Origin of the sequence: Paracoccus sp. N5 (assembly GCF_000371965.1) — a bacterium.
GTDB lineage: Bacteria > Pseudomonadota > Alphaproteobacteria > Rhodobacterales > Rhodobacteraceae > Paracoccus.
The window spans coordinates 2,480,388-2,502,679 of record NZ_AQUO01000001.1 but is presented as its reverse complement, the minus strand read 5'-3'; the positions used below and the strand labels follow the sequence as shown (position 1 = coordinate 2,502,679).

The 22,292-nt window shown below is 69.9% G+C and carries 21 protein-coding genes; 8 read left to right on the top strand and 13 right to left on the bottom strand.

Annotated features, from left to right (window positions below; genetic code table 11):
* Positions 1–77: 77 nt before the first annotated feature.
* Complete coding sequence (locus PARN5_RS0112690) at positions 78–428, top strand: RidA family protein (RefSeq protein ID WP_018000147.1); 351 nt, start codon at positions 78–80, stop codon at positions 426–428.
* Here PARN5_RS0112690 and lpxB read toward each other — a convergent pair.
* The 9 genes from lpxB to PARN5_RS0112650 form a co-directional block, all read right to left on the bottom strand.
* Complete coding sequence (gene lpxB, locus PARN5_RS0112685) at positions 403–1,566, bottom strand: lipid-A-disaccharide synthase (protein WP_018000146.1); 1,164 nt, start codon at positions 1,564–1,566, stop codon at positions 403–405. The genes PARN5_RS0112690 and lpxB overlap by 26 nt on opposite strands.
* Before the next feature lie 160 nt (positions 1,567–1,726).
* Positions 1,727–2,524 carry a UDP-2,3-diacylglucosamine diphosphatase LpxI gene (lpxI, locus tag PARN5_RS0112680; RefSeq protein WP_018000145.1) on the bottom strand — a complete coding sequence of 266 codons (798 nt, stop codon included), beginning with the start codon at positions 2,522–2,524 and terminating at the stop codon, positions 1,727–1,729.
* Positions 2,521–3,306 (bottom strand): acyl-ACP--UDP-N-acetylglucosamine O-acyltransferase, encoded by a 786-nt coding sequence (lpxA, locus tag PARN5_RS0112675; RefSeq protein WP_018000144.1) that lies wholly within the window; start codon positions 3,304–3,306, stop codon positions 2,521–2,523. Before lpxA ends, lpxI begins: the two co-directional genes overlap by 4 nt.
* Positions 3,299–3,778: a 3-hydroxyacyl-ACP dehydratase FabZ gene (gene fabZ / locus PARN5_RS0112670; protein WP_018000143.1), complete on the bottom strand. Its 480-nt coding sequence runs from the start codon at positions 3,776–3,778 to the stop codon at positions 3,299–3,301. Before fabZ ends, lpxA begins: the two co-directional genes overlap by 8 nt.
* 57 nt (positions 3,779–3,835) lie before the next feature.
* On the bottom strand, positions 3,836–5,941 hold the full coding sequence (locus PARN5_RS0112665; RefSeq protein WP_018000142.1) for a membrane protein: 2,106 nt from the start codon (positions 5,939–5,941) through the stop codon (positions 3,836–3,838).
* The gene (locus PARN5_RS25200) at positions 5,938–6,771 is read right to left on the bottom strand and encodes a DUF4159 domain-containing protein (protein WP_346420603.1); all 834 of its coding nucleotides are present in this window, start codon (positions 6,769–6,771) and stop codon (positions 5,938–5,940) included. The genes PARN5_RS0112665 and PARN5_RS25200 overlap by 4 nt, the downstream gene beginning before the upstream one ends.
* Positions 6,768–8,690, bottom strand: a complete 1,923-nt coding sequence (locus PARN5_RS22095) for a BatA domain-containing protein (protein ID WP_346420602.1) — start codon at positions 8,688–8,690, stop codon at positions 6,768–6,770. Before PARN5_RS22095 ends, PARN5_RS25200 begins: the two co-directional genes overlap by 4 nt.
* The gene (locus tag PARN5_RS0112655) at positions 8,690–9,493 is read right to left on the bottom strand and encodes a DUF58 domain-containing protein (protein ID WP_157404033.1); all 804 of its coding nucleotides are present in this window, start codon (positions 9,491–9,493) and stop codon (positions 8,690–8,692) included. Before PARN5_RS0112655 ends, PARN5_RS22095 begins: the two co-directional genes overlap by 1 nt.
* A 62-nt stretch (positions 9,494–9,555) precedes the next feature.
* Positions 9,556–10,557, bottom strand: a complete 1,002-nt coding sequence (locus PARN5_RS0112650; protein WP_018000140.1) for a MoxR family ATPase — start codon at positions 10,555–10,557, stop codon at positions 9,556–9,558.
* A gap of 61 nt (positions 10,558–10,618) precedes the next feature.
* On the opposite strand from PARN5_RS0112650, the gene PARN5_RS0112645 reads away from it, so the two are divergent.
* Together PARN5_RS0112645 and PARN5_RS0112640 are read left to right on the top strand one after the other, a co-directional pair.
* The gene (locus tag PARN5_RS0112645) at positions 10,619–11,164 is read left to right on the top strand and encodes a DUF1285 domain-containing protein (protein WP_018000139.1); all 546 of its coding nucleotides are present in this window, start codon (positions 10,619–10,621) and stop codon (positions 11,162–11,164) included.
* A 2-nt stretch (positions 11,165–11,166) separates the two neighbouring features.
* Positions 11,167–11,922, top strand: a complete 756-nt coding sequence (locus tag PARN5_RS0112640; RefSeq protein ID WP_018000138.1) for a TIM barrel protein — start codon at positions 11,167–11,169, stop codon at positions 11,920–11,922.
* Positions 11,923–12,345: 423 nt separating this feature from the next.
* Here the strand turns inward: PARN5_RS0112640 and PARN5_RS0112635 are convergent, their stop codons facing one another.
* Genes PARN5_RS0112635 through PARN5_RS0112620 form a run of 4 tightly spaced genes read right to left on the bottom strand, consistent with a single transcriptional unit; the run spans position 12,346 to position 16,564 of the window.
* Positions 12,346–14,664: an aldehyde dehydrogenase family protein gene (locus PARN5_RS0112635; protein ID WP_018000137.1), complete on the bottom strand. Its 2,319-nt coding sequence runs from the start codon at positions 14,662–14,664 to the stop codon at positions 12,346–12,348.
* Between the two features lie 2 nt (positions 14,665–14,666).
* Entirely contained in the window at positions 14,667–15,611 is a 945-nt protein-coding gene (gene deoC / locus PARN5_RS0112630) for a deoxyribose-phosphate aldolase (protein WP_018000136.1), read from the bottom strand.
* Position 15,612: 1 nt separating this feature from the next.
* On the bottom strand, positions 15,613–16,272 hold the full coding sequence (locus PARN5_RS0112625; RefSeq protein ID WP_018000135.1) for a DUF1523 family protein: 660 nt from the start codon (positions 16,270–16,272) through the stop codon (positions 15,613–15,615).
* Positions 16,273–16,282: 10 nt separating this feature from the next.
* Positions 16,283–16,564 (bottom strand): hypothetical protein, encoded by a 282-nt coding sequence (locus tag PARN5_RS0112620; protein WP_026155393.1) that lies wholly within the window; start codon positions 16,562–16,564, stop codon positions 16,283–16,285.
* A gap of 106 nt (positions 16,565–16,670) precedes the next feature.
* Between PARN5_RS0112620 and PARN5_RS0112615 the strand changes: the two genes are divergently transcribed.
* From PARN5_RS0112615 to PARN5_RS0112595, 5 genes are all read left to right on the top strand, one after another.
* On the top strand, positions 16,671–17,963 hold the full coding sequence (locus tag PARN5_RS0112615) for an acetylornithine deacetylase/succinyl-diaminopimelate desuccinylase family protein (protein WP_018000133.1): 1,293 nt from the start codon (positions 16,671–16,673) through the stop codon (positions 17,961–17,963).
* A gap of 39 nt (positions 17,964–18,002) precedes the next feature.
* A complete protein-coding gene (locus PARN5_RS0112610) occupies positions 18,003–18,296 on the top strand; it encodes a septum formation initiator family protein (RefSeq protein ID WP_018000132.1) in 294 nt (97 codons plus the stop codon).
* A gap of 205 nt (positions 18,297–18,501) precedes the next feature.
* Complete coding sequence (gene pdhA, locus PARN5_RS0112605) at positions 18,502–19,512, top strand: pyruvate dehydrogenase (acetyl-transferring) E1 component subunit alpha (RefSeq protein ID WP_018000131.1); 1,011 nt, start codon at positions 18,502–18,504, stop codon at positions 19,510–19,512.
* Positions 19,513–19,524: 12 nt separating this feature from the next.
* Positions 19,525–20,892: a pyruvate dehydrogenase complex E1 component subunit beta gene (locus PARN5_RS0112600; RefSeq protein ID WP_018000130.1), complete on the top strand. Its 1,368-nt coding sequence runs from the start codon at positions 19,525–19,527 to the stop codon at positions 20,890–20,892.
* A gap of 12 nt (positions 20,893–20,904) precedes the next feature.
* Positions 20,905–22,221 carry a pyruvate dehydrogenase complex dihydrolipoamide acetyltransferase gene (locus PARN5_RS0112595; protein WP_018000129.1) on the top strand — a complete coding sequence of 439 codons (1,317 nt, stop codon included), beginning with the start codon at positions 20,905–20,907 and terminating at the stop codon, positions 22,219–22,221.
* The last annotated feature ends 71 nt before the right edge of the window (positions 22,222–22,292 follow it).

Sequence of the window (22,292 nt, the reverse complement as noted above, 5' to 3'; positions counted from 1 at the left end):
ATCGCGGCGGCGGGCTTTGGCATGAGGGCGCTGTGCTGACGGCGCCCTTGCCGAGCCCCAACCGAAAAGGATCAACCATGTCCGAGATCAAACGCATCGAGACCGGCGCCCGCATGAGCCAGGCCGTGGTCTATAACGGCATCGCCTACTTGGCCGGCCAGGTCGGCAAGCCCGGCGAATCGGTGACCGAGCAGACCCGCGAAGTGCTGGCCCAGATCGACCGCCTGCTGGCCGAATGCGGCTCGGACAAGACCCGCATCCTGACGGCGCAGGTCTGGATGGCCGACATGGCCGATTTCGCCGAGATGAATGCGGTCTGGGACGCCTGGGTTCCCGCCGGCCACACCCCGGCCCGCGCCACCGGCGAAGCCAAGCTCGCCACCCCCGACTACAAGGTCGAGATCATCGTGGTCGCGGCGCAGCGCTGATCGCGCCCATCACGGAACGCGCGGCGCGCAGGCCTGGAGCCTCGCCGCCGCGCCCCAGCCGCCGCATGGTCAGTTCCATCGCGGCAATCTGCCGGGCGCGCTCCTCGCCATCCTCGACCAGCCGATAGAGCGCCTGGGACATCGGCCCCGGCTGGCAGGCCCGGCCCAGAAATTCCGGCACCACCCGCGTCTCGCTGACCAGGTTGACCAGGGTGACGGTATCCGTCTTCAGCAGCAACCCGATGATCAGCCGGCTCAGCGGCGCCACGTCATAGCCGATCACCATCGGCACATCATTCGCCGCCAGGTCCAGGCTGACCGTGCCCGAGGCCGCCAGCGCCAGGTCGGCGGCGGCAAAGGCCGCGCGTTTCTCTTCGGCGCCCTCGACCACGATGGGGGCGGTCGGCCAGCGCCGCGCCATGTCATGCACCAGCCCCGAGACGCCGCGCACCGTCGGGATCACCACCCGGATCTCGGGCACCCGGTCGCGCAGCCGGATCAACGCCTCGTCGAAGCGCGGCCCCAGCCGGGCGACCTCGCTGCGGCGCGAGCCGGGCAGGCACAGCACCAGCGGCGTCTCGGGCGCGATGCCGTGGGCGGTGCGGAAGCCGGCGGCCTCCTCGGCGCTGGCGACCGGCTCGGCCGCAATGGGATGGCCGACGAAATCGCAGCTCATGCCGGCGGCCCGCATCAGCGGCGGCTCGAAGGGCAGGATCGCCAGCACATGGTCGACGACCTGGGCCATCTTCTGCGCCCGCCCCGGCCGCCAGGCCCAGACCGAGGGCGCGACATAGTGGATGGTGCGCAGCTCGGGGTTCAGCGCGCGGGCCTCGCGCGCCACGCGCAGACAGAAGTCCGGGCTGTCGATGGTGATCAGCGCGTCCGGCCGCGCCTCGGCGACGGCCTGCGCCGTCTCGCGGATGCGGGCCTTCAGCGCACGATATTTCGGCAGCACTTCCCAGATGCCCATCAGGCTGAGCTCGTCCATGGGAAAGCGGCTCTCCAGCCCCTCGGCCGCCATGGCCGGCCCGCCGACGCCGATAAAGGCGGCGTCGGGGTCGAGTTGCTTCAGCCCGGCCATCAAGGCCCCGCCCAGATTGTCGCCCGAAGGCTCGCCGGCGATCAGGAAGAACTTCATCGCGCCGCTCCGCTTGCCATGTCCCATGGGTATTTGAAGAGCAAAGAAGCCATGCGGGTTTCTTCGTTGTCCAAATACCCAACCGCCGCTGCCGCGGCCCCGTCCTTGGGGTATTTGGAAAACGGTGAAACAGGCGGCTTTCCGTTTTCCAAAAACCTGTTCACCCCCGCGCCCAGAGGAACAGCCCCGCCGATTCGGCGCGGGCGATCGCCTCGGCACGTTCCAGCAGGATGACGCTTCCGGCCTGCCAGGCGATGCCGGCAAGGCCCGCCTCGGCGGCCTGGCTTACGGTGTCGGGTCCGATGGTCGGCAGGTCGATGCGGCGGTCCTGCCCCGGCTTCGGCGCCTTGTAGAGCACTCCGCCGGCGCCCTTGGGATCGGGTTTCAGCCCGGCATGCGCCTTGGCGAATTCCAGCATCGCCTGGGTGCCGGGCAGCGCCTCGACCGCGAGGCACAGGCCTTGGGCCACCACCGCGCCCTGGCCGATGTCGAGCGCACCGAGCCCGGCGACGATCTCGGCCGCGCGGGCGGCATCCTTCTGGTCGCGCGGGCTGGGGTTGCCGGCCAGCACGCCCTCTTGCGGCACAAGATCGGGAAGGATTTCATCGACGGATCTGATGGTTATGCCGGATTCCTCGAATACGTCGAGCACCGCGCGCAGTGCGGCGTCGTCGCCCGACTGCATGCCCATCAGGATGCGCGGCACGATGGTCATGGTGCGGGGGTCGAACAGGTCCGGCTCGATGCGCGGCCGGCGGATGGCGCCGGCAAAGACCACCTGCGTCACGCCCTGGTCGGCCAGCTCGTCCAGGAAGGGCACCAGCCGCTCCAGCCGGAACGGCCGCGCCTCGACCTGCGGCTTCAGGTGATCCAGCGCATAGACCAGCGGCTGGTCCAGCGCGGCGGCGACGGCAGGGGCCAGCAGGCCCTCGCCCGCGATCAGGGCGATGCGGCTCATGGATGCGGCGCCAGGAAGCTGCGGTCCGAGGGGCCGAGGATGAAGTCCAGCACCTCGCGCACCATCGCCCCGTGCTCCTCGTCCACCATCTGCCGGGCGGTGTCGCGGAAGCTGCCGTGGCCCAGCTTGCCCAGCATGTCGCGCAGCGCGTGGATTTCCTCGCGCGAGGCGCCGCGGCGTTTCAGCCCGACCAGGTTCAGCCCGTCGAGATGGCCGCGCGGCCCCTGCACCAGGCCGAAGGGGATCACGTCGGCCGTCACCATGGTCACCGCGCCGATCATGGCACCGCGGCCGATGCGCACCCATTGGTGCACGCCGGACAGGCCGCCGATGATGACGTCATCTTCCAGATGGCAATGGCCGGCCACCGAGGCATTGTTCACCAGGATCACCCGGTCGCCGATCTGGCAGTCATGGGCGACATGGCTGCCGGCCATGAAGAGCCCGTCATCGCCGACGCGGGTGACGCCGCCGCCGCCCTCGGTGCCGGGGTTCATGGTCACATATTCGCGGATGCGGTTGCGGGCACCGATCTCGAGCCGCACCTTTTCGCCGCGGAACTTCAGGTCCTGCGGGACTTCGCCGATCGAGGCGAAGGGGAACACCACCGTCTCGTCGCCGATCGTGGTGTCGCCGGCGATCACGACATGGGATTTCAGCACCACGCCGCGGCCCAGCCTGACCTCGGGGCCGAGCACGCAGAACGGGCCGATCTCGCAGCCCTCGCCGATCACGGCACCGGGGTCGACCACGGCCGAGGGATGGACCCGGGCGTCAGCCATTGTCGCCACGGTTCAGCATGGCCATGACCTCGGCCTCGGCGGCAAGCTGGCCGTTGACCATGGCGCGGCCCTCGAATTTCCAGACCTTGCCGCCACCGCGCAGGGTCTTCATGTGCAATTCCAGCACGTCGCCCGGCACCACCTTCTGGCGAAAGCGGCATTTGTCGATGGACATGAAATAGGTGCCCATGCCCTTGCCCGCGAGATCCAGCGACACGCCGACCAGCACGGCGGCGGCCTGGGCCATGGCCTCGATGATCAGCACGCCCGGCATCACCGGCTCCTGTGGGAAATGCCCCTCGAAATGCGGCTCGTTCGAGGTCACGTTCTTGACGCCGACGCAGCTTTCCATCGGCACGATGTCGCGCACCTTGTCCACCAGCAGGAAAGGATAGCGATGCGGCAGGATGCGCTTGATCGCGGCCAGATCGACTTCGGTCGGCGGGATATAGGCGGTCTCGTCGGAAGCCATGCGGTCCTCTTGGAATGTTTTCATTTGCCTAGCAACGGGGCCGCGGATTGGCAAGTTTCAGGCGCGGCCAGCCAGCAGGCGCCCGCGCCCCTCGGCCAGCCAGCCGGCCAGTGCCAGCGCCGCGATCAGCGCGAGCCACGCCCAGCCCGGCAGCAGCGGGCGATGCGTCATGCCGCTGACCGAGGCCGCGTCGCGCGGCGTGATCGCGATCCACGGCCCGGCGACGCCCTGGCCATGGGCGGGACGGCCCTCGCGCACGCTGCGCAGGCCGGGCATCCCTTCGGCCAGGCGCAGGACGGTGCCATGCGTGGCCTCGGCCAGGGGCGCCAGCGCGGCGGGTGTCGCCACGGTTTCCTCGAATTCGCGCGGAGCGGCGGGGCCAAGCGCAACGACGCGGCTGATCGCGCCATCGCTCAGCCGGTAAAGCCCCGGCCCCGGCGCCGTCCAGCGCGCGGTGAAACGGCCGGGGTCGGCCTCGGTCAGGGCCAGATCCTCGGTCCTGCCGTCGGGATGGGTGATGCGCACCGGGCCGGCGGTCGCGTCCATGGTGCGGCGGGTGACGGTGACGCCAAGGTCCGAGACATCGGCCAGCAGCGCCTCTTCTTCCAGATCCGGCTCCTGCATCGACCAATGCGCGATGCGGCGCAAAAGCTCGAGTTGCGGCCCGCCGCCCTCGAAGCCCCGGCCCCAGAGCCAGACCTGGTCCGAGGTCAGAAGCGCCACCCGCCCCTTGCCGACCCGGTTCAGGATCAACAGCGGCTCGTCATTGGCGCCGGTCATCACCACCTGCGCGCGCGGGTCGGGGATCACCTGCGACATGCGCAGCCAGCGGCCCCAATGGCTGTCCGAGCCCTCGGCCGGCGCGCCGGCCAGGCCGGCGGTCACGGGATGGCGCTGGCCGTCCTCGGTCAGGCGCGGCAGGAAGGGCTCGTCATAGACCCGGCCGGTCGGGCGCGCCGGGATGATCGCGCCCATCGGCGACAGGTTCAGGCTTTCCACCGTGGACATCTCGGGCCCGGCCGAGACCAGCACCGCGCCGCCCTCTTCGACGTAGCGGCGGATGTTTTCATAATATTGCGGCATCAGGATGCCGCGCACCCGGTCGCGGTCGAAGATGATCAGGTCGAAATCCTTGATCCGCTCCATGAACAGCTCTTGGGTCGGAAAGGCGATCAGCGACATCTCGTCCACGGGGACCGCGTCCATCTTGTCCGGCGGCCGCAGGATGGTGAAATGGATCAGGTCAACATTCGCATCGGATTTCAATAGGTTGCGCCAGGTTCTTTCGCCCGCGTGCGGCGCGCCCGAGACCAGCAGCACCCGCAGCCGGTCGCGCACGCCCTGGATCTGGATCGCAGCGGCATTGTTGCGGTCGGTCAGTTCCGGAATGGCGGCTTCGGGCGCGTCGAAACCGATCGAGACCACGTTCTGGCCGGCATGTTTCGGCACCACCGGCAGGTCCAGCGTCACGCCGGGCGGCAGGTCCAGGCCGCGCAGGGGCTCGCCGTCCAGGGCCACGCGCAGCCGGGCCGGGGACTGGGCGATCTCGGGCGGAACGGCGCCCTGGTCCTCGACGCGCAGGCGGATGGTGACGGGCTTGTCGATCAGGCCGTAGGCGGGCGCTTCCTCGATCACCAGCCGGCGGTCCCAGTCGCGATCCTCGCCGGTCAGCAGCACCTGCACCGGCGCCGGGGCCGCGGCGGGGATCATCGCCCGGTCATGGGCCAGGCCATCGGTCACGGCAATGACGCCCGCGACGCGGCCCTGCGGCTCGGCCGCAAGGGCCCGGGTCAGCGCCGCGCCCAGAGCCGTGCCGTCCGGGTCGTCGCCCAGCGTCACCCGGCGGATCTCGGTATCCGGCAGGGCGGAAAGCTGGCGCGTCATCTCGGCCACGGCCGCATCGGTCCGGGCGGCACGGCCCGGCAGATCCTGGCTGGCGCTGCGGTCGTCAAGCAGGATCACGATATCCGAGAGCTTGTCGCGGATGCCCGATTCCAGCGCCGGGCCGGCCAAGGCCGCCGCCACCGCAAGCCCGGCGAGCCCGCGCAAGAGCCAGCCGCGCAACCCGCGCCACAGCGACCACAGCGCGACCAGCGCCGCCAGCAGGGCCAGGGCGCCGACCAGCGGCCAGGGCAGCAGCGGATCGAAGGCCAGCCCGCTCATTGCGACATCTCCTCGCCGCGCAACCTTTCGAGCAAGGCCGGGACATGCACCTGATCCGACTTGTAATTCCCGGTCAGCACATACATCACCAGATTGACGCCGAAGCGGTTCGCCATCTCGCGCTGATGCTCGGCGTCGAAGCCTGCGCCGATGCTGAACATGGGCAGGCCACCCTGATCCACCGCCCAGGCCTCGGCCCAGGCATTGCCGCCGATGATGACCGGAGAGACGCCGTCGTTGAGGTTGCGGAAAGGCACGCCCTCGGCCGCCTCGACGCCGGCGGGCGGGGCCTCGGCCCAGACCGGGTTGCCCTGGTAGCGGCCGGGGAAATCCTTGAGCAGGTAGAAGGTCCGCGTCAGCACATGGTCGGCCGGGATCGGCGCCAGCGGCGGAATGTCCAGGGGCGCCGCCAGCCGTTGCAGCGCGGCCGAGCCGTCCGGCCCGCCCAGGCCCGCGATGTCGCCGTCGCGGGTGTCGAACAGGATCATCCCGCCCGAGCGCAGGAAATGGTTCATGCGCACATAAGCCTGCGGCGAGGGCGCGGGCTGGCTCTCCGTCACCGGCCAATAGAGAAAGGTCAGCAGCGACAGGTCGTCGCTGTCGGGGTCTATGCCGACGGGCGGGCCGGGCTCGACCGTGGTGCGCTGGGTCAGCACCTGCGACAGGCCGCGCAGCCCCGCCTCGGAGGCGGCATCGACATCGGCGTCGCCCGTGATCACATAGGCCAGCGTCACCTCGTCGGCGGCGCGGGTCAGGCGCGGGTCGGGCGCCTCTTGCGCCCCGAGCGCCGCGGCCCAGAGCAGCGCGGCCAGGAACGCGAGCCACCTCATGCCAGCCTCCTGCGGCGCGTGCCGCTTTGCAGCCAGGCGCTGCCCAGGGCGTCCAGCGCGAACAGCGCCGCCGCGAAGGCCAGCAGGCAGCCGCGCAGGTCCAGCCCGGGCGCCTCGGCCGGGCTTTCGATGCGGGCGCCGGGCCAGGCGGCCGGCGCCATGGCGCCGCCGGCATTCAGCGCCGCCATGCGCTCGCCGCCGCGATAGAGGCCGGCCGGTGCGCCCGGCGCCGGCCCCTGCGCGAAATCGGCGGCGGCGACCGGCACCGGGTCGGCGGGCGGCGCGGCGCGGCCGAAGCCGTCCAGCACCAGTTCGGGCAGCCAGAAGGGCTGCTCGGCCTGGTCCTTTTCCGGCTCGGCCAGGCTGACGCGGGCGCTGCGCACCAGCCGGTCCAGCATCTCGACGAACAGGCCCGACAGCGCCAGCGAGGACCACTCGGCATTCGCCGTGGTATGGAACAGCACCAGCTGCCCCTGCCCCAAGCCTGCGCGCGTGACCAGCGGCGTGCCGTCGGTCAGCTGGGCGATGCTGCGCTCGGCCAGGTCGGGGGCCGGCTCGGCCAGCAGCTGCGCGCGCACCGTGGCGTCCCTGGGCACGGCCAAGCCGGCGAACAGACCTTCGGGGGCGAAACCCGCGATGCCGCGCGGGTCGCCCCAGCTCAGCGCGCCGCCGATGTCGCGGCCGCCGGCGCGCAGGCGCACGGGCAGCAGCGGCTCCTCGGACAGCCGGTCCGATGCCGCCATGCGCGGGCCGGCAAAGCGGATCAGCAGACCGCCCTTCTCGACCCATTCCCGCAGCGCCGGCTCCTCGGGCAGGCCCAACTGGTCGGCGATGACGATGACATCGGGCGCGGCTTGCAGCACATCGCCCAGGCCGCCCTCGATCAGGTCGGTCGAGGGCGCCAGTGCCCGGCGCAGGTAATGCAGGGGCGAGAGCAGCCGCTGCCCCTCGCTGGCGCGGTCGTCACCGACCAGCGCCACCTTGCGCCGGCGCAGGCTGTCGTCGGCCAGCACCACGGCACCGGCGGAGGCCTGGCCTTCGATCTCGTAGCGGGTAACGCGGTTGCGCAATTCGGACGGCAGGTCGATCGGCACCGGATGGGTGGCAACGCCGGCCCGGGTGTCCGCCGCACCGGGCTTCAGCCGCGCCAGCTCGCGCGGCGTGCCCTGCGGATCGAGGCCCACCGCCAGCACGTCGGGCGCCGCGCCGCCGGTCGTGCGCAGCAGCAGCGCCGGCTGGTCGCCGGCCACGGTCTGCAACGCCATGCGCGGGCCCTGCGGTGGCACCACGCTGACCGGCCCGCGCGCGGCAAGCGCATCGAGCCACGCGGCGCGGTGGTCATGCTCCAGCCCGTCGCTGAGCCACAGGGTCGAGAACCGCGCCGGCGCCTCGGCCAGCGCGGCCTGCGGATCGGCGGGATAGCGCGTCTCCCAGGCCGCGGGGCGCTGCGCGCGCAGTTGCGCGGCAAGCTCGGGCGCCGGCTGGAACGGCAGCGCGCCGGCCGCCTGCCCGTCCGCGACCAGCAGCGCCGCCGGCTGGCCGGCCGCGCCCGCCGCATCCAGCGCCCGCAGCGCGCGGTCCTGGCGCTGCGCCCAATCGGGGGCGGCAGCCCAGCCGGCATCCATCACGATCAGCAAGGGCGCCTGCCCGCCCTGCTCCGGCGCCGGCTTCCAGACCGGGCCGGCGAAGCCCAGGATCAGCGCCGCAATCGCCAGCACCCGCAGCAGCAACAGCCACCAGGGCGTGTGCCGCGCCACCGGATGCGCGTCCCGAAGGCCCAGGAGCAGCCGGGTGCCCGGGAACCGCACCTGCCGCGGCGAGGGCGGCATGGCGCGCAGGATCAGCCACAGCACCGGCAGCGCCACCAGCGCCGACAGGATCCAGGGTGCGACGAAACCAAGGGGGCCCAGGACCAGCATCAGCCCTCCAGCACCGACCAGAGCCATAACAGCGCCTGCGCGGGCGGCTGGCCGGTATCGTGCGTGCCGAAATGCCAGCCCGAGGCCAGCGCGGCGCGGGAAAGCAGCGCGCGCCGCTCGGCCAGCCGCGCCAGATAGGCGTCGCGCAGCCCGGCCGCGTCGCGCGTGTCGTGCCGCAGCGCGCCCGAGCCAGACCGGAACAGCACCGCCCCCTCCCAGGGAAAGCCCTCCTCGTCGGGGTCGAGCACCTGCATCAGCGCACCGCCGATCCCCAGCCCGGCCGCATGCGCGAGATAATCCAGCACCGGCTGCGGATCGCCCAGGAAATCGTCGAACAGCACCACGCGCTGACCCGGCCGCAGCGCCTCGGCCGGCGGCGCATCCTCGTCGCTCGGCAGGGCCGCGCGGCTGACCAGCGCCTCGGCGATGCGCTCGGCCTGCAACCGGCCGGGGCGCGGCAGTTGCCCGGCCAGCGCCACGCGCTCGCCCCCCGCCAGCAGCGCCATGGCCAAGGCCAGCGCCAGCAGGTCGGCGCGGTCGCGCTTGGCTGGCCGCGACGGCGCGCCCGCGTAATCCATCCCCGCGGCCGCCGAAACCCAAAGCGAGGCCGATTGCGCCACCTGCGCCTCGCGGTCGCGGACGAACTGCCCGTCCGAGCGCGCCGAGCGGCGCCAGTCGATGCTGCGCGCGGTGTCGCCGGCCGTCGCCGGGCGGTATTGCCAGAAATCCTCGCCCGTGCCGGCGCGGCGCTGGCCGTGGGCGCCGGGCACCAGCGCCGCCGCCAGCCGCTCGGCCGAGAGCATCAGCGCCGGCAGGCCGGCCGAGGCCGCCTCGGCCCCCGCCCGCAGCTGGTCGGGGCGCGTGTTCACGCCGCGGCCCGCATCCGGTCGCCCAGCAGCCGGGCGATGACGCCTTCGATGGTTTCGCCGCGGGCGCGGGCGGCAAAGCTCAGCGCCATGCGGTGGCGCAGCACCGGCGCGGCCATGGCCTCGACATCGTCGAGCGTCGGCGCGAAGCGGCCGTTCAGCGCCGCCCGCGCCCGCGTGACCAGCGTCAGCGCCTGCGCCGCGCGCGGCCCCGGCCCCCAGACCAGCGTGTCCGCCATCCAGCCCGGCGCCTCGGGCGCGCCGGGACGCGCCGCGCGCACCAGGTCGAGAATGGCGTTCAGCACCGATTCGCCGACCGGCATGCGCCGGATCAGCCCTTGGGCCGCGATCAGCCCTTCGGCGTCGAAGACGGCATGCGATTCGCCCTGCTCCGTGCCCGTGGTGGCCAGCAGGATGGCGCGCTCGGTGTCGCGGTCGGGATAGTCCACGTCGATCTGCAACAGGAAACGGTCGAGCTGCGCCTCGGGCAGCGGATAGGTGCCCTCCTGCTCGATCGGGTTCTGCGTGGCAAGAACGTGGAAGGGCCGGCCCAGCGGCCGATGCTCGCCGCCGATGGTGACCTCGCCCTCCTGCATGGCCTGCAGCAGCGCCGATTGCGTGCGCGGGCTGGCGCGGTTGATCTCGTCCGCCATCAGCAGCTGGGTGAAGACCGGCCCCTCGATGAAGCGGAAGGCGCGGCTGCCGTCGGGCAGGATGTCCAGCACCTCCGAGCCCAGGATGTCGGCCGGCATCAGGTCGGGGGTGAACTGGATGCGCGCGGTATCGAGGCCCAGCACGGTCGCCAGCGTATCGACCAGCATGGTCTTGCCCAGGCCCGGCTGACCGACCAGCAGCGCGTGGCCCCCGGACAGGATCGCGGCCAGCACCTGCTCGACCACGGCATGCTGGCCGACGAAGCGGCGCTCGACGCTGGCGCGGGCGCGGCCCAGCCTTTCGGTCAGCGTCAGGATTTCGGAAACCAGTTTTTCATCCTCGGCCATGACAACGCCCCGTTTCTGCTTTAGGACAGCATAAAGCCAGCCGTGACGGGGTCCACAGGGAATGGTGGAAAAGACTGACAATGCTGTGAGCGACGCGGCCGGAATCGCCGCCGCCGCCAGCCGCGCCTCGGCCAAGGGGCCGCCGCCGGTGCATCTGTGGAATCCGCCCTTCTGCGGCGATCTCGACATGGAGATCCGCGCCGACGGCAGTTGGTTCTACAATGGCACCCCCATCGGCCGGCCCGAGATGGTGCGGCTTTTCGCCTCGATCCTGAAGCGCGAGGGCGACGGTTACTTCCTGGTCACCCCGGTCGAAAAGGTCGGCATCCGCGTGGTCGATGCGCCCTTCGTCGCCGTCGATGCCGATATCGGCGCGGGCATCGACTTCACCACCAATGTGGGCGACCGCGTGACGGCCGGCCCCGACCACCCGATCGAGCTGCGCGGCACGGCCGAGGAGCCCCGGCCCTATGTCCACATCCGGCGCGGGCTGTGGGCGCTGATCGACCGCAAGACATTCTACCGACTGGCCGATGCGGCTACGCCCGGCGAAAACGGGCGTATGGAAGTGCATTCGGAAGGGACGGTTTTTCCCCTGGAGCCCTGAGCATGGCGCGTTTCGCGGCCAACCTGACCTATCTCTTCACCGAGCTGCCGATGCAGCAGCGCTTCGCCGCCGCGCGCAAGGCGGGTTTCGACGGGGTCGAGATCCTGTTCCCCTATGACCTGGCGGTCAAGGAACTGAGCCAGGCCGCGCATGGCGCCGGGGTCGAGTTCGTGCTGATGAACACGCCGCCGCCGAACTGGGCCGGCGGTCCGCGCGGCTTCGCGGCCGAGCCGGGCAACGAGGCGCGCTTTCGCAGCGATTTCGACCGCGCCCTGCGCTTTGCCCAGGGGCTGCGCGCGCGGCATCTGCATGTCATGGCCGGCAAGGCCCAGGGCGATGAGGCGCGCCGCACCCTGGTCGAGAACCTGAAATGGGCCTGCGCCCGCGCCCCCCAGGCCAGCCTGACCATCGAGCCGATGAACAAGGCCGACATGCCGGGCTATTTCCTCGACAGCTTCGACCTGGCGGCCGAGATCATCGCCGCGGTGGACGCGCCGAACCTGGGGCTGCAATTCGACGCCTATCAGGCGCAGATGATCCATGGCGACGCGCTCGAGCTGTGGCATCGCCATGCCGCCCTGGTGCGCCACGTCCAGATCGCCAGCTGCCCCGGCCGGCACGAACCGCGACAGGGCGACATCGACTTCGCCGCCTTCTTCCGCGCCGTGGACGAGTCCGGCTACCAGGGCTGGGTGGGGGCGGAATACACACCGCTGACCTCGACCGAGGCGGGACTGCGCTGGCTGCGCTCGGCCTGAAGGGGCAGCCTGGCGCGACAGCGATGGCCCGGCCGAATGCAGGGGACCGGCGGGATGCGGTTCCACGCCTGCAGGACTTCCGCGGGCGGGTGGCAGGGATGACCTGCAGGCCTGCCCGATCAGCCTCCGTCCGGCCTCGATGGTGCCGCGTCCAGGCATTGATCAAATCCGATCACCGGGGTCTCGTCGTTCAGCGCCTGGCGCGCCCGCACGATGACAGGACCGCTCATGACTTCGATGCCTAGGCCGCTGCGGACAGCTCGCGTGATCGCCCGCCCGAACCCGCATCGGCCATCAAGCAATTCCGCGCCCGCCTTAAGCCATTCTCTTTTGTAAAAATATCCTGCGGGGGAAGCCCGTCGGACCGCAGGGCCGATGGGCGTGGGGGCGCAAAGCCCCCATCTTCAAGACGCCGCCCTTGCTTCAGTAAACCGCGCTGCCGGTCCCGGCGGGAAGCGCGCCATAGGGCAGCCAGATCGTCTTGATCCGGCTCGCCGCGCGCAGGAATTCGCGGCCCTGCGCGGCCGGATCGCTCCAGTCGCGCGGCGGCGGCACCCAGACCGGGATCAGCGTCGCCGCCGCCAGGCCCTGGGTCGCGGCCAGCCCCTCGCCCTGCCCGGCATGCCAGATCGCCGAGACGCCGTCATGCCCGGCCAGCGCCGCCGACAGCGCATCGCGCGGGCCGGTGACGATATTGACCACGCCGCCCGGCACGTCCGAACAGGCCAGCACCTGCGCCAGGGTCAGGGCCGCCATCGGCCGGTCCTGCGAGGGCACCGCCACCACGGCATTGCCCATGGCGATGGCCGGCAGCACCAGCGACAGGAACCCCGCCAGCGGCGCCGCGACCGGGGCGACCAGGCCCATGACGCCATGCGGTTCGGGCTGGACATGGCACAGGTGCCCGGGCTTCGCCGCGACCGTGGCGCCGTCGTATTTGTCGGCAAAGCCGGCATAGAAGAAGCAGCGGCGGATGGCGGCATCGACCTCGGCCGGGCTGGCGAAGCCGGCGAATTCCGCCCGGCGCTGCGCCAGGTTCTCGGCCAGGAAATACAGCACCTGCGCCCGGCCGTGGCCGCCCAGACCCTGCCATTTCGCTAGGCTGCCCTGCGCCGCCTCGACGGCGTTGCGGATGTCCTTGCGGTTGCCCAGCGGGATCAGCTCGTCCTGGGCCAGATAGCTTGCGCCGCCGTCGGGCCGCTTCTGCGCGCCGCCGATATAGAGCTTGACGGTGCGGTCTATCCCCGAAGCCTCGGCCGGCACGATCTCGGCCGGCAGCGGGTCGCGTTGCGCAAGCGCGGGCGCGGCGAGATAGTCCAGCATGCCCTCGCGCCCGCCCTCGCGGCCATAGCCCGAATCGCGCATGCCGCCGAAGGGCGCGGCCGCGTCGAAGAGGTTCACGCAATTGACCCAGACCACGCCGGCCTTGATCCGCGCCGCAAGGTCGGTCGCCACCGCCGCGTTCTCGGACCAGACCGAGGCCGCCAGCCCGTAGCGGGTATTGTTGGCCAGATCCGCCGCCTCGTCCGGGGTGCGGAAGGTCGAGAGCGTGGCGATGGGACCGAAGATCTCCTCGATCATGCCGGGGTTCGCGGGCGCGATATTGCGCAGATAGCCCGGCGCGATGAAACAGCCCTTGCCGGGCAGGCCGCCGACCAGCTCCGCCCCCGCCTCCACCGCGCGGTCGAGGATGCAGAGGATGCGCTCCTTCTGCACCGGATCGACGATGGCGCCGATGTCGGTGGACTTGTCCAGCGGCGGGCCGGTGCGCAGCCGCGCCATTCGGGCGCGCAGCAGGGTTTCGAACCGGGCCGAGACGCTTTCCGCGACCAGGATGCGCGAGCCGGCGCAGCAGACCTGGCCTTGGTTGAACCAGATGGAATCGACCACGCCCTCGACCGCGGCGTCCAGATCGGCATCCGCCATGACGACGAAGGGCGACTTGCCGCCCAGCTCCAGCGTCAGCTTCTTGCCCGAGCCGGCGCAGGCGCGGGCGATCTGGCGCCCGACCTCGGTCGAGCCGGTGAAGGCCAGCTTGTCGACCGGGGCCGCAACCAGCGCCTCGCCGGTGTCGCCGTCGCCGGTGACGATATTGACCACGCCCGCCGGCAGGCCGACATGGGCGCAGATCTCGGCAAAGGCCAGCGCGGTCAGCGGTGTGTATTCGGCCGGCTTCAGCACCACGGTATTGCCGGCCGCCAGCGCCGGCGCCACCTTCCAGGCCAGCATCAGCAGCGGGAAATTCCACGGGATGATCTGGCCGCAGACGCCCAGGGCGCGATGGCCGGGAAACTCGGTCTCGGCCAGTTCGGCCCAGCCGGCGTGATGATAGAAATGCCGCACCACCAGCGGCACGTCGATGTCGCGGCTTTCGCGGATCGGCTTGCCGTTGTCGAGCGTCTCCAGCACCGCCAGGAACCGCTCGCGCTTCTGGATCGTGCGGGCGATGGCGTAAAGGAAGCGCGCCCGGTCGTGGCCCGGCATGGCCCCCCAGCCGCGTTGCGCCCGGCGCGCGGCGCGCACGGCCTTTGCCACGTCCCGCGCGGTGCCCTGCGTGACCTGCGCCAGTGCCTCGCCGGTCGAGGGGTCGCGGCTGGCGAAGGTCTGGCCCGGCCTGGTGAAGCGGCCGGCGATGAAATGGCCGAATGCGCCGCGCTCGCGCAGCCAGTCGCGGACGGCGGCCGAATCCTCGGGCGCGGGGCCGTATTCCATGCTTTCCATGATCTCTGTCACCTTCGGCATGCTCACCCCGCCGCCAGCCTGTGGGCGCTGGCATAGCGCCCGGTCACGAAATGCGAGATCTGCCGCTCGATATCGCCCAGAAGCGAGCTGGCGCCGATGCGGAAGAGGTCGGGGCGCAGCCAGTCGCGGCCCAGTTCCTCGGCCATCAGCACCTGCCAGTTCAGCGCGTCCTTCGCCGTCTTCAGCCCGCCCGCCGGCTTGAACCCCACGGCAAAGCCGGTGCGGTCGCGGTAGTCGCGGATCGCGCGCAGCATCACCAGCGAGACCGGCAGCGTGGCGTTCACCGGCTCTTTCCCGGTCGAGGTCTTGATGAAATCCGCCCCCGCCTGCATGGCGACATGGCTTGTGCGCGCGACATTGGTCTGGGTCTTCAGCTCTCCCGTCGCCAGGATCGCCTTCATCAGCGCCGGGCCGCAAGCCTCGCGCATGGCGCAGATTTCGTCGTAAAGCGCCGCCCATTCGCCGCGCAGCGCATGGGCGCGGGAAATCACGATGTCGATCTCATCGGCGCCCTGGTCCAGCGCATAGCGGATCTCGGCCAGCCGCAGGTCCAGGGGCATCAGCCCGGCCGGAAAGCCGGTCGCGACCGAGGCCACCGGCACGCCCGTGCCCTCCAGCGCCCGCTTGGCGGCCGCCACCATGGTGGGATAGACGCAGACCGCGCCGGTGGTCAGGTGCTCGACCCCCATCAGCGCCAGGTCGCCGGCATCGACCGGCTGGCGCGCCTTGGCGCAAAGCCGGGCCACGCGGTCGGCCGTGTCGTCGCCCGACAGCGTGGTCAGGTCGATGCAGCGCACCGCGTTCAGAAGCCAGGCCGCCTGCCATTCCTTCTTGAGGCTGCGGCGCGCGGGCAGGCTGGCGGCGCGCCGCTCGGCCGCGGGGGTGTTGACGGTGATCCCCTCGAACCAGTCGAGGCGAAAGTCGGTGCCCGGGTTCCTGGTCGGCATCTCAGCGGCCCTTGAGCCCGTTCCACCAGCGCCGCATCCGCCCCTGGGCACGGTCGCGGGCGGCATCGGCGCGGGCGTCGAGCCGGTCCCAGGCCTGGTCGGCGGACCGCACGGCCGGGTCGATGGTGCGCTCGCGGAACTGGTTCCACATGCGCCAGATCAGGAACAGCAGCCCGCCCAGCAGCAGCAGGATGATCTGCGCCGCCCAGTTGAAGGGCTTCACCTCGGGCCCCGCCACCGGCTTCACCGAGATCGCGTTGGGATAGACCGAAAGCCAGGCCACCCGCCAGCCGTATGAGGTCACGCTGACCCATTCCGGCTTCGCCGAGGTCGAGCGCAGGTCGGTCGCCTGGGCATGCAGGTTCGAGCTGTCGTATTTGAAATAGGGCGGCCAGATCCAGCCGGTATCCTCGTTGCGATAGACAGAGGGCTTGCCGTTCGGCCGCACCGTGTCGATGAAACGCACGTCGCGCTGACCTGCCGCATTCTGCACCGTGCCGGTGTCGGGCGAGGCATAGAAGATGCGGTTCGCGCCGATGTCGGTCAGCCGGTTGTAGGTATTGGTGATGCGCACCGTCTGCTTCGAGGGCAGCGCGTAATCCAGGAACAGAAAGACCACGATCCCGAAGATCACCCCAAGAACGGTCAGGAACCAGCGCATCGGCGCCCCCTCAGTTGTAATTCACGATGACGACGATCGCGACGAAGGCGACCAGCGGCAGGACCAGCACCAGAAGCGCCAGCCGCGCCCGCAGCGTCCGGCTGAAGCCTGTCATGCAACGCCGCACGAACTCGCGTCGTTCCGGGCTGGCGCCCGCCCGCTCGGGATGCCGGCGATCCCATTCCTTTTCAAGCGCCTCGCGGCGCAGGCTGCGGATATAGATCGAGATCAGGGCGTAAAAGATCAGCTCGACAACCAGCACCATGCCGATCAGGCGAAGAAAGGCGATCATCGGGCAAGGCTTTCGCTGCGGCTCATGGCCCGCATGGAAGGCCGGCGCGGCGCGCATGTCAATGACCCCATTGCGACGCGGCCGGGCCCGGCCTAGCCTGCAGGCCATGGACCCGCTTCGCCTGGAAATCGAGAACCGCCGCGACGATCTGATCCGCCTGACCCAGGATCTGATCCGCATCCCGACGCTGAACCCTCCGGGCCGGCACTATCGCGACATCTGCGAATACCTGCGCGCCCGGCTGGCGCCGCAGGGCTGGGACTGCGCGCTGGTCCGCGCCAAGGGCAGCCCCGGCGACAGCGAGGCCTTCCCGCGCTGGAACCTGGTCGCCCGCCATCACGGCGCCACCCCCGGCGCCTGCGTGCATTTCAACAGCCACCACGACGTGGTCGAGGTCGGCCACGGCTGGACCCGCGACCCGTTCGGCGCCGAAATCGACGGCGACCGCATCTATGGCCGCGGCGCCTGCGACATGAAGGGCGGCCTCGCCGCCAGCATCATCGCGGCCGAGGCCTTCGTCGCGCTCTATCCCGACCATCCCGGCCAGATCGAGATCAGCGCCACCGCCGACGAGGAAACCGGCGGCTATGGCGGCGTGGCCTGGCTGGCCGAGCACGGCGCCTTTGCCCATGTCGACCACGTCATCATCCCCGAGCCGCTGCACAAGGACCGCATCTGCCTGGGCCATCGCGGCGTCTGGTGGGCCGAGATCGAGACGCATGGCCGCATCGCCCATGGCTCGATGCCCTTCCTGGGCGACAGCGCCATCCGCCACATGGGTGCCGTGCTCGAGGAAATGGAGCGCAGCCTGTTTCCGCTGCTGCTGACCAAGCGCACCGAAATGCCGGTCATCCCCGAGGGCGCGCGCATTCCGACGCTGAACATCAACGCGATCCACGGCGGCGAGCCCGACCTCGGCCCGGATTTCACCGGCCTGCCCGCGCCCTGCGTGCCCGACCGCTGCCGCATCGTCATCGACCGCCGCTTCCTGATCGAGGAGGATCTCTCGGAGGTCAAACGCGAGGTCACGGCGCTGCTGGACAAGGTCCGCGCCCAGCGGCCGGATTTCCGCTACGAGATCCGCGACCTTTTCGAGGTGATCCCCAGCATGACCGACCGCGAGGCGCCCGTCGTGCGCTCGACCGCCGCCGCCATCCAGCGCGTGCTGGGCCGCGAGGCGGGCTATGTCGTCAGCCCCGGCACCTATGACCAGAAACACATCGACCGTATCGGCAAGCTCAGGAACTGCATCGCCTATGGTCCGGGGGTGCTGGATCTGGCGCATCAGCCCGACGAATGGATCGGCGTGCAGGACATGCTGGATTCGGCCCGGGTGATGGCGCTGGTTCTTGCCGACATCCTGATGGGGGATTCCCCCGGCGCGACGCCTGTGGCATGATCGCCCGCGAAACGCGAGCAGCCCCACGAGCCGACCCTGATGACCCAACGCCTGTCGATCAGCGCCATCATCTTCTTCGTCGTGATGATCCTGCTCGGGGTCTATTTCGCCTTCGCCGCCGTGCAGGGCCCCTCGGGCATCCTGCGCCGCGTGCAGTTGCAGGCCGAAACCCAGGACCTGGCCCAGCAGCGCGACAAGCTGCAGGCCGAGGTCGACCGCATGCGCAACCTGACGCGGCGGCTGTCGAACGACTATCTCGACCTCGACCTTCTGGACGAACGCGCCCGCGACGTGCTGGGCCTGGTGCGCGCGGACGAGATCATCATCCGCTGAACCGGCCGCTCCGTTTCACCGTTTTCCAAATACCCCTGCGGCCCTGCCGCCCCGCAATGCGGCCCCTGCCCGGAAAATCGCCGGCAAGGGCAGGATTCCGCATCTGCCCTCTGGACCTATGCACAAGGCCGGTTTACTTCCCCCGCGAGCTTGCCCTAGAATTAGTTTAACGCTGAACTATTCCTGCCCCGAGGAGGAGGCCCGTATGGTCAGAAAGCCCGCAGCCAAGGAAAGCACGTCGAACGTGTCCCGTGACGAGCTGCTCAAATACTACCGCGACATGCTGTTGATCCGCCGATTCGAGGAAAAGGCCGGCCAACTCTACGGCATGGGCCTGATCGGCGGCTTCTGCCACCTCTACATCGGGCAAGAGGCCGTCGTCGTCGGCCTGGAAGCTGCCGCCAAGGAAGGCGACAAGCGCATCACCTCCTATCGCGACCACGGCCACATGCTGGCCTGCGGCATGGAAGCCCGCGGCGTCATGGCGGAACTGACCGGACGCTCGGGCGGCTATTCCAAGGGCAAGGGCGGCTCGATGCATATGTTCAGCCGCGAGAAGCATTTCTACGGCGGCCATGGCATCGTCGCGGCGCAGGTGCCGCTGGGCGCCGGCCTCGCCTTCGCCGACAAATACCTCGGCAACGACAACGTGACCTTCGCCTATTTCGGCGACGGCGCCGCCAACCAGGGCCAGGTCTACGAGACCTACAACATGGCCGAGCTGTGGAACCTGCCGGTCGTCTTCGTAATCGAGAACAACCAATATGCCATGGGCACCTCGATGAAGCGCTCGACCAAGTCGACGACGCTCTTCGGCCGGGGCGAGGCCTTCGGCATCAAGGGCGAGCAGGTCGACGGCATGGACGTGCTGGCAGTCAAGGCCGCCGCCGAAAAGGCCGTGGCGCAATGCCGCGCCGGCAACGGTCCCTATATCCTGGAAGTGATGACCTATCGCTATCGCGGCCACTCGATGTCCGACCCGGCGAAATACCGCACGCGCGAGGAAGTGCAGAAGATGCGCGACGAACGCGACGCCATCGAACACGTCCGCGACCTGCTCTTGACCGGCAAGCACGCCAGCGAGGATGACCTCAAGGCCATCGACAAGGAAATCAAGGATATCGTGAACGACTCGGCCGAATTCGCCAAGGAAAGCCCGGAGCCCGCGCTGGAGGAACTCTGGACCGATATCTACGCCGAAGAGAAAAGCGCCTGAGGGAGGGCAACCATGGCAACCGAAATCCTGATGCCCGCCCTGTCGCCGACCATGGAGGAAGGCACGCTGGCCAAATGGCTGGTCAAGGAAGGCGATACCGTCAAATCCGGCGACATCCTGGCCGAGATCGAAACCGACAAGGCCACGATGGAATTCGAGGCGGTCGATGAAGGCATCGTCGGCAAGCTGCTGATCGCCGAGGGCACCCAGGGGGTCAAGGTGAACACCCCCATCGCCGTGCTGGTCGAGGAAGGCGAATCCGCCGATGCCGCGCCCGCCGCCAAGGCCGAACCCGCCCCGGCCGCCGCCGAAGCGCCTGCCGCCGCGCCGGCGCAAGCTGCGGCCCCCGCCCCGGCCCCGGTCGTCGACCAGTCGCCCGACTGGCCCGAAGGCACGCCGATGAAGACCATGACCGTGCGCGAAGCGCTGCGCGAGGCCATGGAAGAGGAAATGACCCGCGACGACACCGTCTTCCTGATGGGCGAGGAAGTCGGCGAATACCAGGGCGCCTACAAGATCAGCCAAGGGCTGCTGGACAAGTTCGGCCCGCGCCGCGTCGTCGACACCCCGATCTCGGAAATCGGCTTCGCCGGCATCGGCACCGGCGCCGCCATGGCCGGGCTGCGCCCCATCGTCGAGTTCATGACCTTCAACTTCGCCATGCAGGCGATGGACCACATCATCAACTCGGCCGCCAAGACGTTGTATATGTCCGGCGGCCAGATGGGGGCGCCGATGGTGTTCCGCGGCCCGAACGGCGCCGCCGCCCGCGTCGCCGCCCAGCACAGCCAGGACTATGCCGCCTGGTTCGCCCAGATCCCCGGCCTGAAAGTCGTCATGCCCTATTCGGCCGCCGACGCGAAGGGCCTGCTGAAACAGGCGATCCGCGACAACAACCCGGTCGTCTTCCTGGAGAACGAGATCCTCTACGGCCGCAGCTTCGAAGTGCCGGATCTGGACGATTTCACCATCCCCTTCGGCAAGGCCAAGGTCGTGCGCGCCGGCAAGGACGTGACGCTGGTCAGCTTCGGCATCGGCATGACCCACGCGCTTGAAGCCGCCGAGAAACTGGGTGGCGAGGGCATCGAGGCCGAGGTCATCGACCTGCGCACCCTGCGCCCGATCGACTATGCGACCGTGATCGCCTCGGTGCAAAAGACCAACCGCTGCGTGACGGTGGAAGAGGGCTTCCCGGTCTGCTCGATCGGCAACCACCTCTCGGCCTATATCATGGAAAACGCCTTCGATTATCTCGATGCCCCGGTCATCAACTGCACCGGCAAGGACGTGCCCATGCCCTATGCCGCGAACCTTGAAAAGCACGCGCTGATCACCTCGGACGAGGTGGTGGCGGCGGTCAAGAAAGTCACCTACCGTTAAGGAGCAAGCGAGATGCCGACAGAAATCCTGATGCCCGCGCTTTCTCCGACCATGGAGGAGGGCACGCTGGCCAAATGGCTGGTGAAGGAAGGCGACGAGGTCAAATCCGGCGACATCCTGGCCGAGATCGAGACCGACAAGGCGACGATGGAGTTCGAGGCCGTGGACGAGGGCACGGTGGGCAAGATCCTGGTCGCCGAGGGCACGGCGGGGGTGAAGGTGAACACGCCCATCGCCGTCCTGCTGGAAGAGGGCGAAAGCGCCTCCGACATCGGCTCCGCCCCGGCAGCGAAAGCCGAGGCGGCGCCCAAGGCCGAGGCTGCCGCTCCCGCGAAACCCGAGGCCGCCCCCGCGCCGACCCCGGCGGCCCCTGCCCCGGCGGCACCGAAGGCGGCGGATGGCGGCCGGGTCTTCGCCTCGCCGCTGGCCCGCCGCATCGCCGCCGAGAAGGGCATCGACCTTGCCGGCGTGACCGGCTCCGGCCCACATGGCCGCATCGTCAAGGCGGATGTCGAAGGCGCCAAGCCCGGCGCAGCCAAGCCCACCACCGCCGAGGCCCCGAAAGCCGCCGCCCCTGCCCCGGCAGCGGCCGCTCCGGCCGGTCCCTCGGCGGAAGCCATCCTCAAGATCTATGCCGACCGCGAGACGACCGAGGTGGCGCTGGACGGCATGCGCCGCACCATCGCCGCCCGCCTCACCGAGGCCAAGCAGACCATCCCGCATTTCTACCTGCGCAAATCGGCCAAGCTGGACGAGCTGATGACGTTCCGCTCCATGCTGAACAAGCAGCTGGAATCGCGCGGCGTGAAGCTGTCGGTCAACGACTTCATCATCAAGGCCTGCGCGCTGGCACTGCAAGAGGTGCCGGATGCGAATGCCGTCTGGGCCGGCGACCGCATCCTGAAGCTGAAACCCTCGGACGTGGCCGTCGCGGTCGCCATCGAAGGCGGGCTCTTCACCCCGGTGCTGAAGGACGCGCAGCAAAAGACGCTGTCCGCGCTTTCGACCGAGATGAAGGACCTCGCCACCCGCGCCAAGACCAAGAAGCTCGCGCCCCACGAATACCAGGGCGGCAGCTTCGCGATCTCGAACCTCGGCATGTTCGGCATCGAGAATTTCGACGCGGTGATCAACCCGCCGCATGGCGCGATCCTCGCCGTCGGCGCCGGCATCCAGACCCCGGTCGTCGAAAACGGCGAGGTGGTGATCCGCAATGTCATGTCGATGACGCTCTCGGTCGACCACCGCGTCATCGACGGCGCGCTGGGTGCCCAGCTGCTCGACGCCATCGTCAAGCACCTGGAAAACCCGATGGGCATGCTGGCCTGATCCACATCCGCCATGAAACACCAAGGGGGCCGCAAGGGCCCCCTTTCTCTTTTGTGCAAATATCCCGGGGT

Bases quoted from the DNA above. Each gene is read 5' to 3' on its own strand.
- PARN5_RS0112690 (WP_018000147.1), top strand. From the start codon at position 78: ATGTCCGAGATCAAACGCATCGAGACCGGCGCCCGCATGAGCCAGGCC.
- lpxB (WP_018000146.1), bottom strand. From the start codon at position 1,566: ATGAAGTTCTTCCTGATCGCCGGCGAGCCTTCGGGCGACAATCTGGGC.
- lpxI (WP_018000145.1), bottom strand. From the start codon at position 2,524: ATGAGCCGCATCGCCCTGATCGCGGGCGAGGGCCTGCTGGCCCCTGCC.
- lpxA (WP_018000144.1), bottom strand. From the start codon at position 3,306: ATGGCTGACGCCCGGGTCCATCCCTCGGCCGTGGTCGACCCCGGTGCC.
- fabZ (WP_018000143.1), bottom strand. From the start codon at position 3,778: ATGGCTTCCGACGAGACCGCCTATATCCCGCCGACCGAAGTCGATCTG.
- PARN5_RS0112665 (WP_018000142.1), bottom strand. From the start codon at position 5,941: ATGAGCGGGCTGGCCTTCGATCCGCTGCTGCCCTGGCCGCTGGTCGGC.
- PARN5_RS25200 (WP_346420603.1), bottom strand. From the start codon at position 6,771: ATGAGGTGGCTCGCGTTCCTGGCCGCGCTGCTCTGGGCCGCGGCGCTC.
- PARN5_RS22095 (WP_346420602.1), bottom strand. From the start codon at position 8,690: ATGCTGGTCCTGGGCCCCCTTGGTTTCGTCGCACCCTGGATCCTGTCG.
- PARN5_RS0112655 (WP_157404033.1), bottom strand. From the start codon at position 9,493: ATGCTCTCGGCCGAGCGGCTGGCGGCGGCGCTGGTGCCCGGCGCCCAC.
- PARN5_RS0112650 (WP_018000140.1), bottom strand. From the start codon at position 10,557: ATGGCCGAGGATGAAAAACTGGTTTCCGAAATCCTGACGCTGACCGAA.
- PARN5_RS0112645 (WP_018000139.1), top strand. From the start codon at position 10,619: ATGGTGGAAAAGACTGACAATGCTGTGAGCGACGCGGCCGGAATCGCC.
- PARN5_RS0112640 (WP_018000138.1), top strand. From the start codon at position 11,167: ATGGCGCGTTTCGCGGCCAACCTGACCTATCTCTTCACCGAGCTGCCG.
- PARN5_RS0112635 (WP_018000137.1), bottom strand. From the start codon at position 14,664: ATGCCGAAGGTGACAGAGATCATGGAAAGCATGGAATACGGCCCCGCG.
- deoC (WP_018000136.1), bottom strand. From the start codon at position 15,611: ATGCCGACCAGGAACCCGGGCACCGACTTTCGCCTCGACTGGTTCGAG.
- PARN5_RS0112625 (WP_018000135.1), bottom strand. From the start codon at position 16,272: ATGCGCTGGTTCCTGACCGTTCTTGGGGTGATCTTCGGGATCGTGGTC.
- PARN5_RS0112620 (WP_026155393.1), bottom strand. From the start codon at position 16,564: ATGATCGCCTTTCTTCGCCTGATCGGCATGGTGCTGGTTGTCGAGCTG.
- PARN5_RS0112615 (WP_018000133.1), top strand. From the start codon at position 16,671: ATGGACCCGCTTCGCCTGGAAATCGAGAACCGCCGCGACGATCTGATC.
- PARN5_RS0112610 (WP_018000132.1), top strand. From the start codon at position 18,003: ATGACCCAACGCCTGTCGATCAGCGCCATCATCTTCTTCGTCGTGATG.
- pdhA (WP_018000131.1), top strand. From the start codon at position 18,502: ATGGTCAGAAAGCCCGCAGCCAAGGAAAGCACGTCGAACGTGTCCCGT.
- PARN5_RS0112600 (WP_018000130.1), top strand. From the start codon at position 19,525: ATGGCAACCGAAATCCTGATGCCCGCCCTGTCGCCGACCATGGAGGAA.
- PARN5_RS0112595 (WP_018000129.1), top strand. From the start codon at position 20,905: ATGCCGACAGAAATCCTGATGCCCGCGCTTTCTCCGACCATGGAGGAG.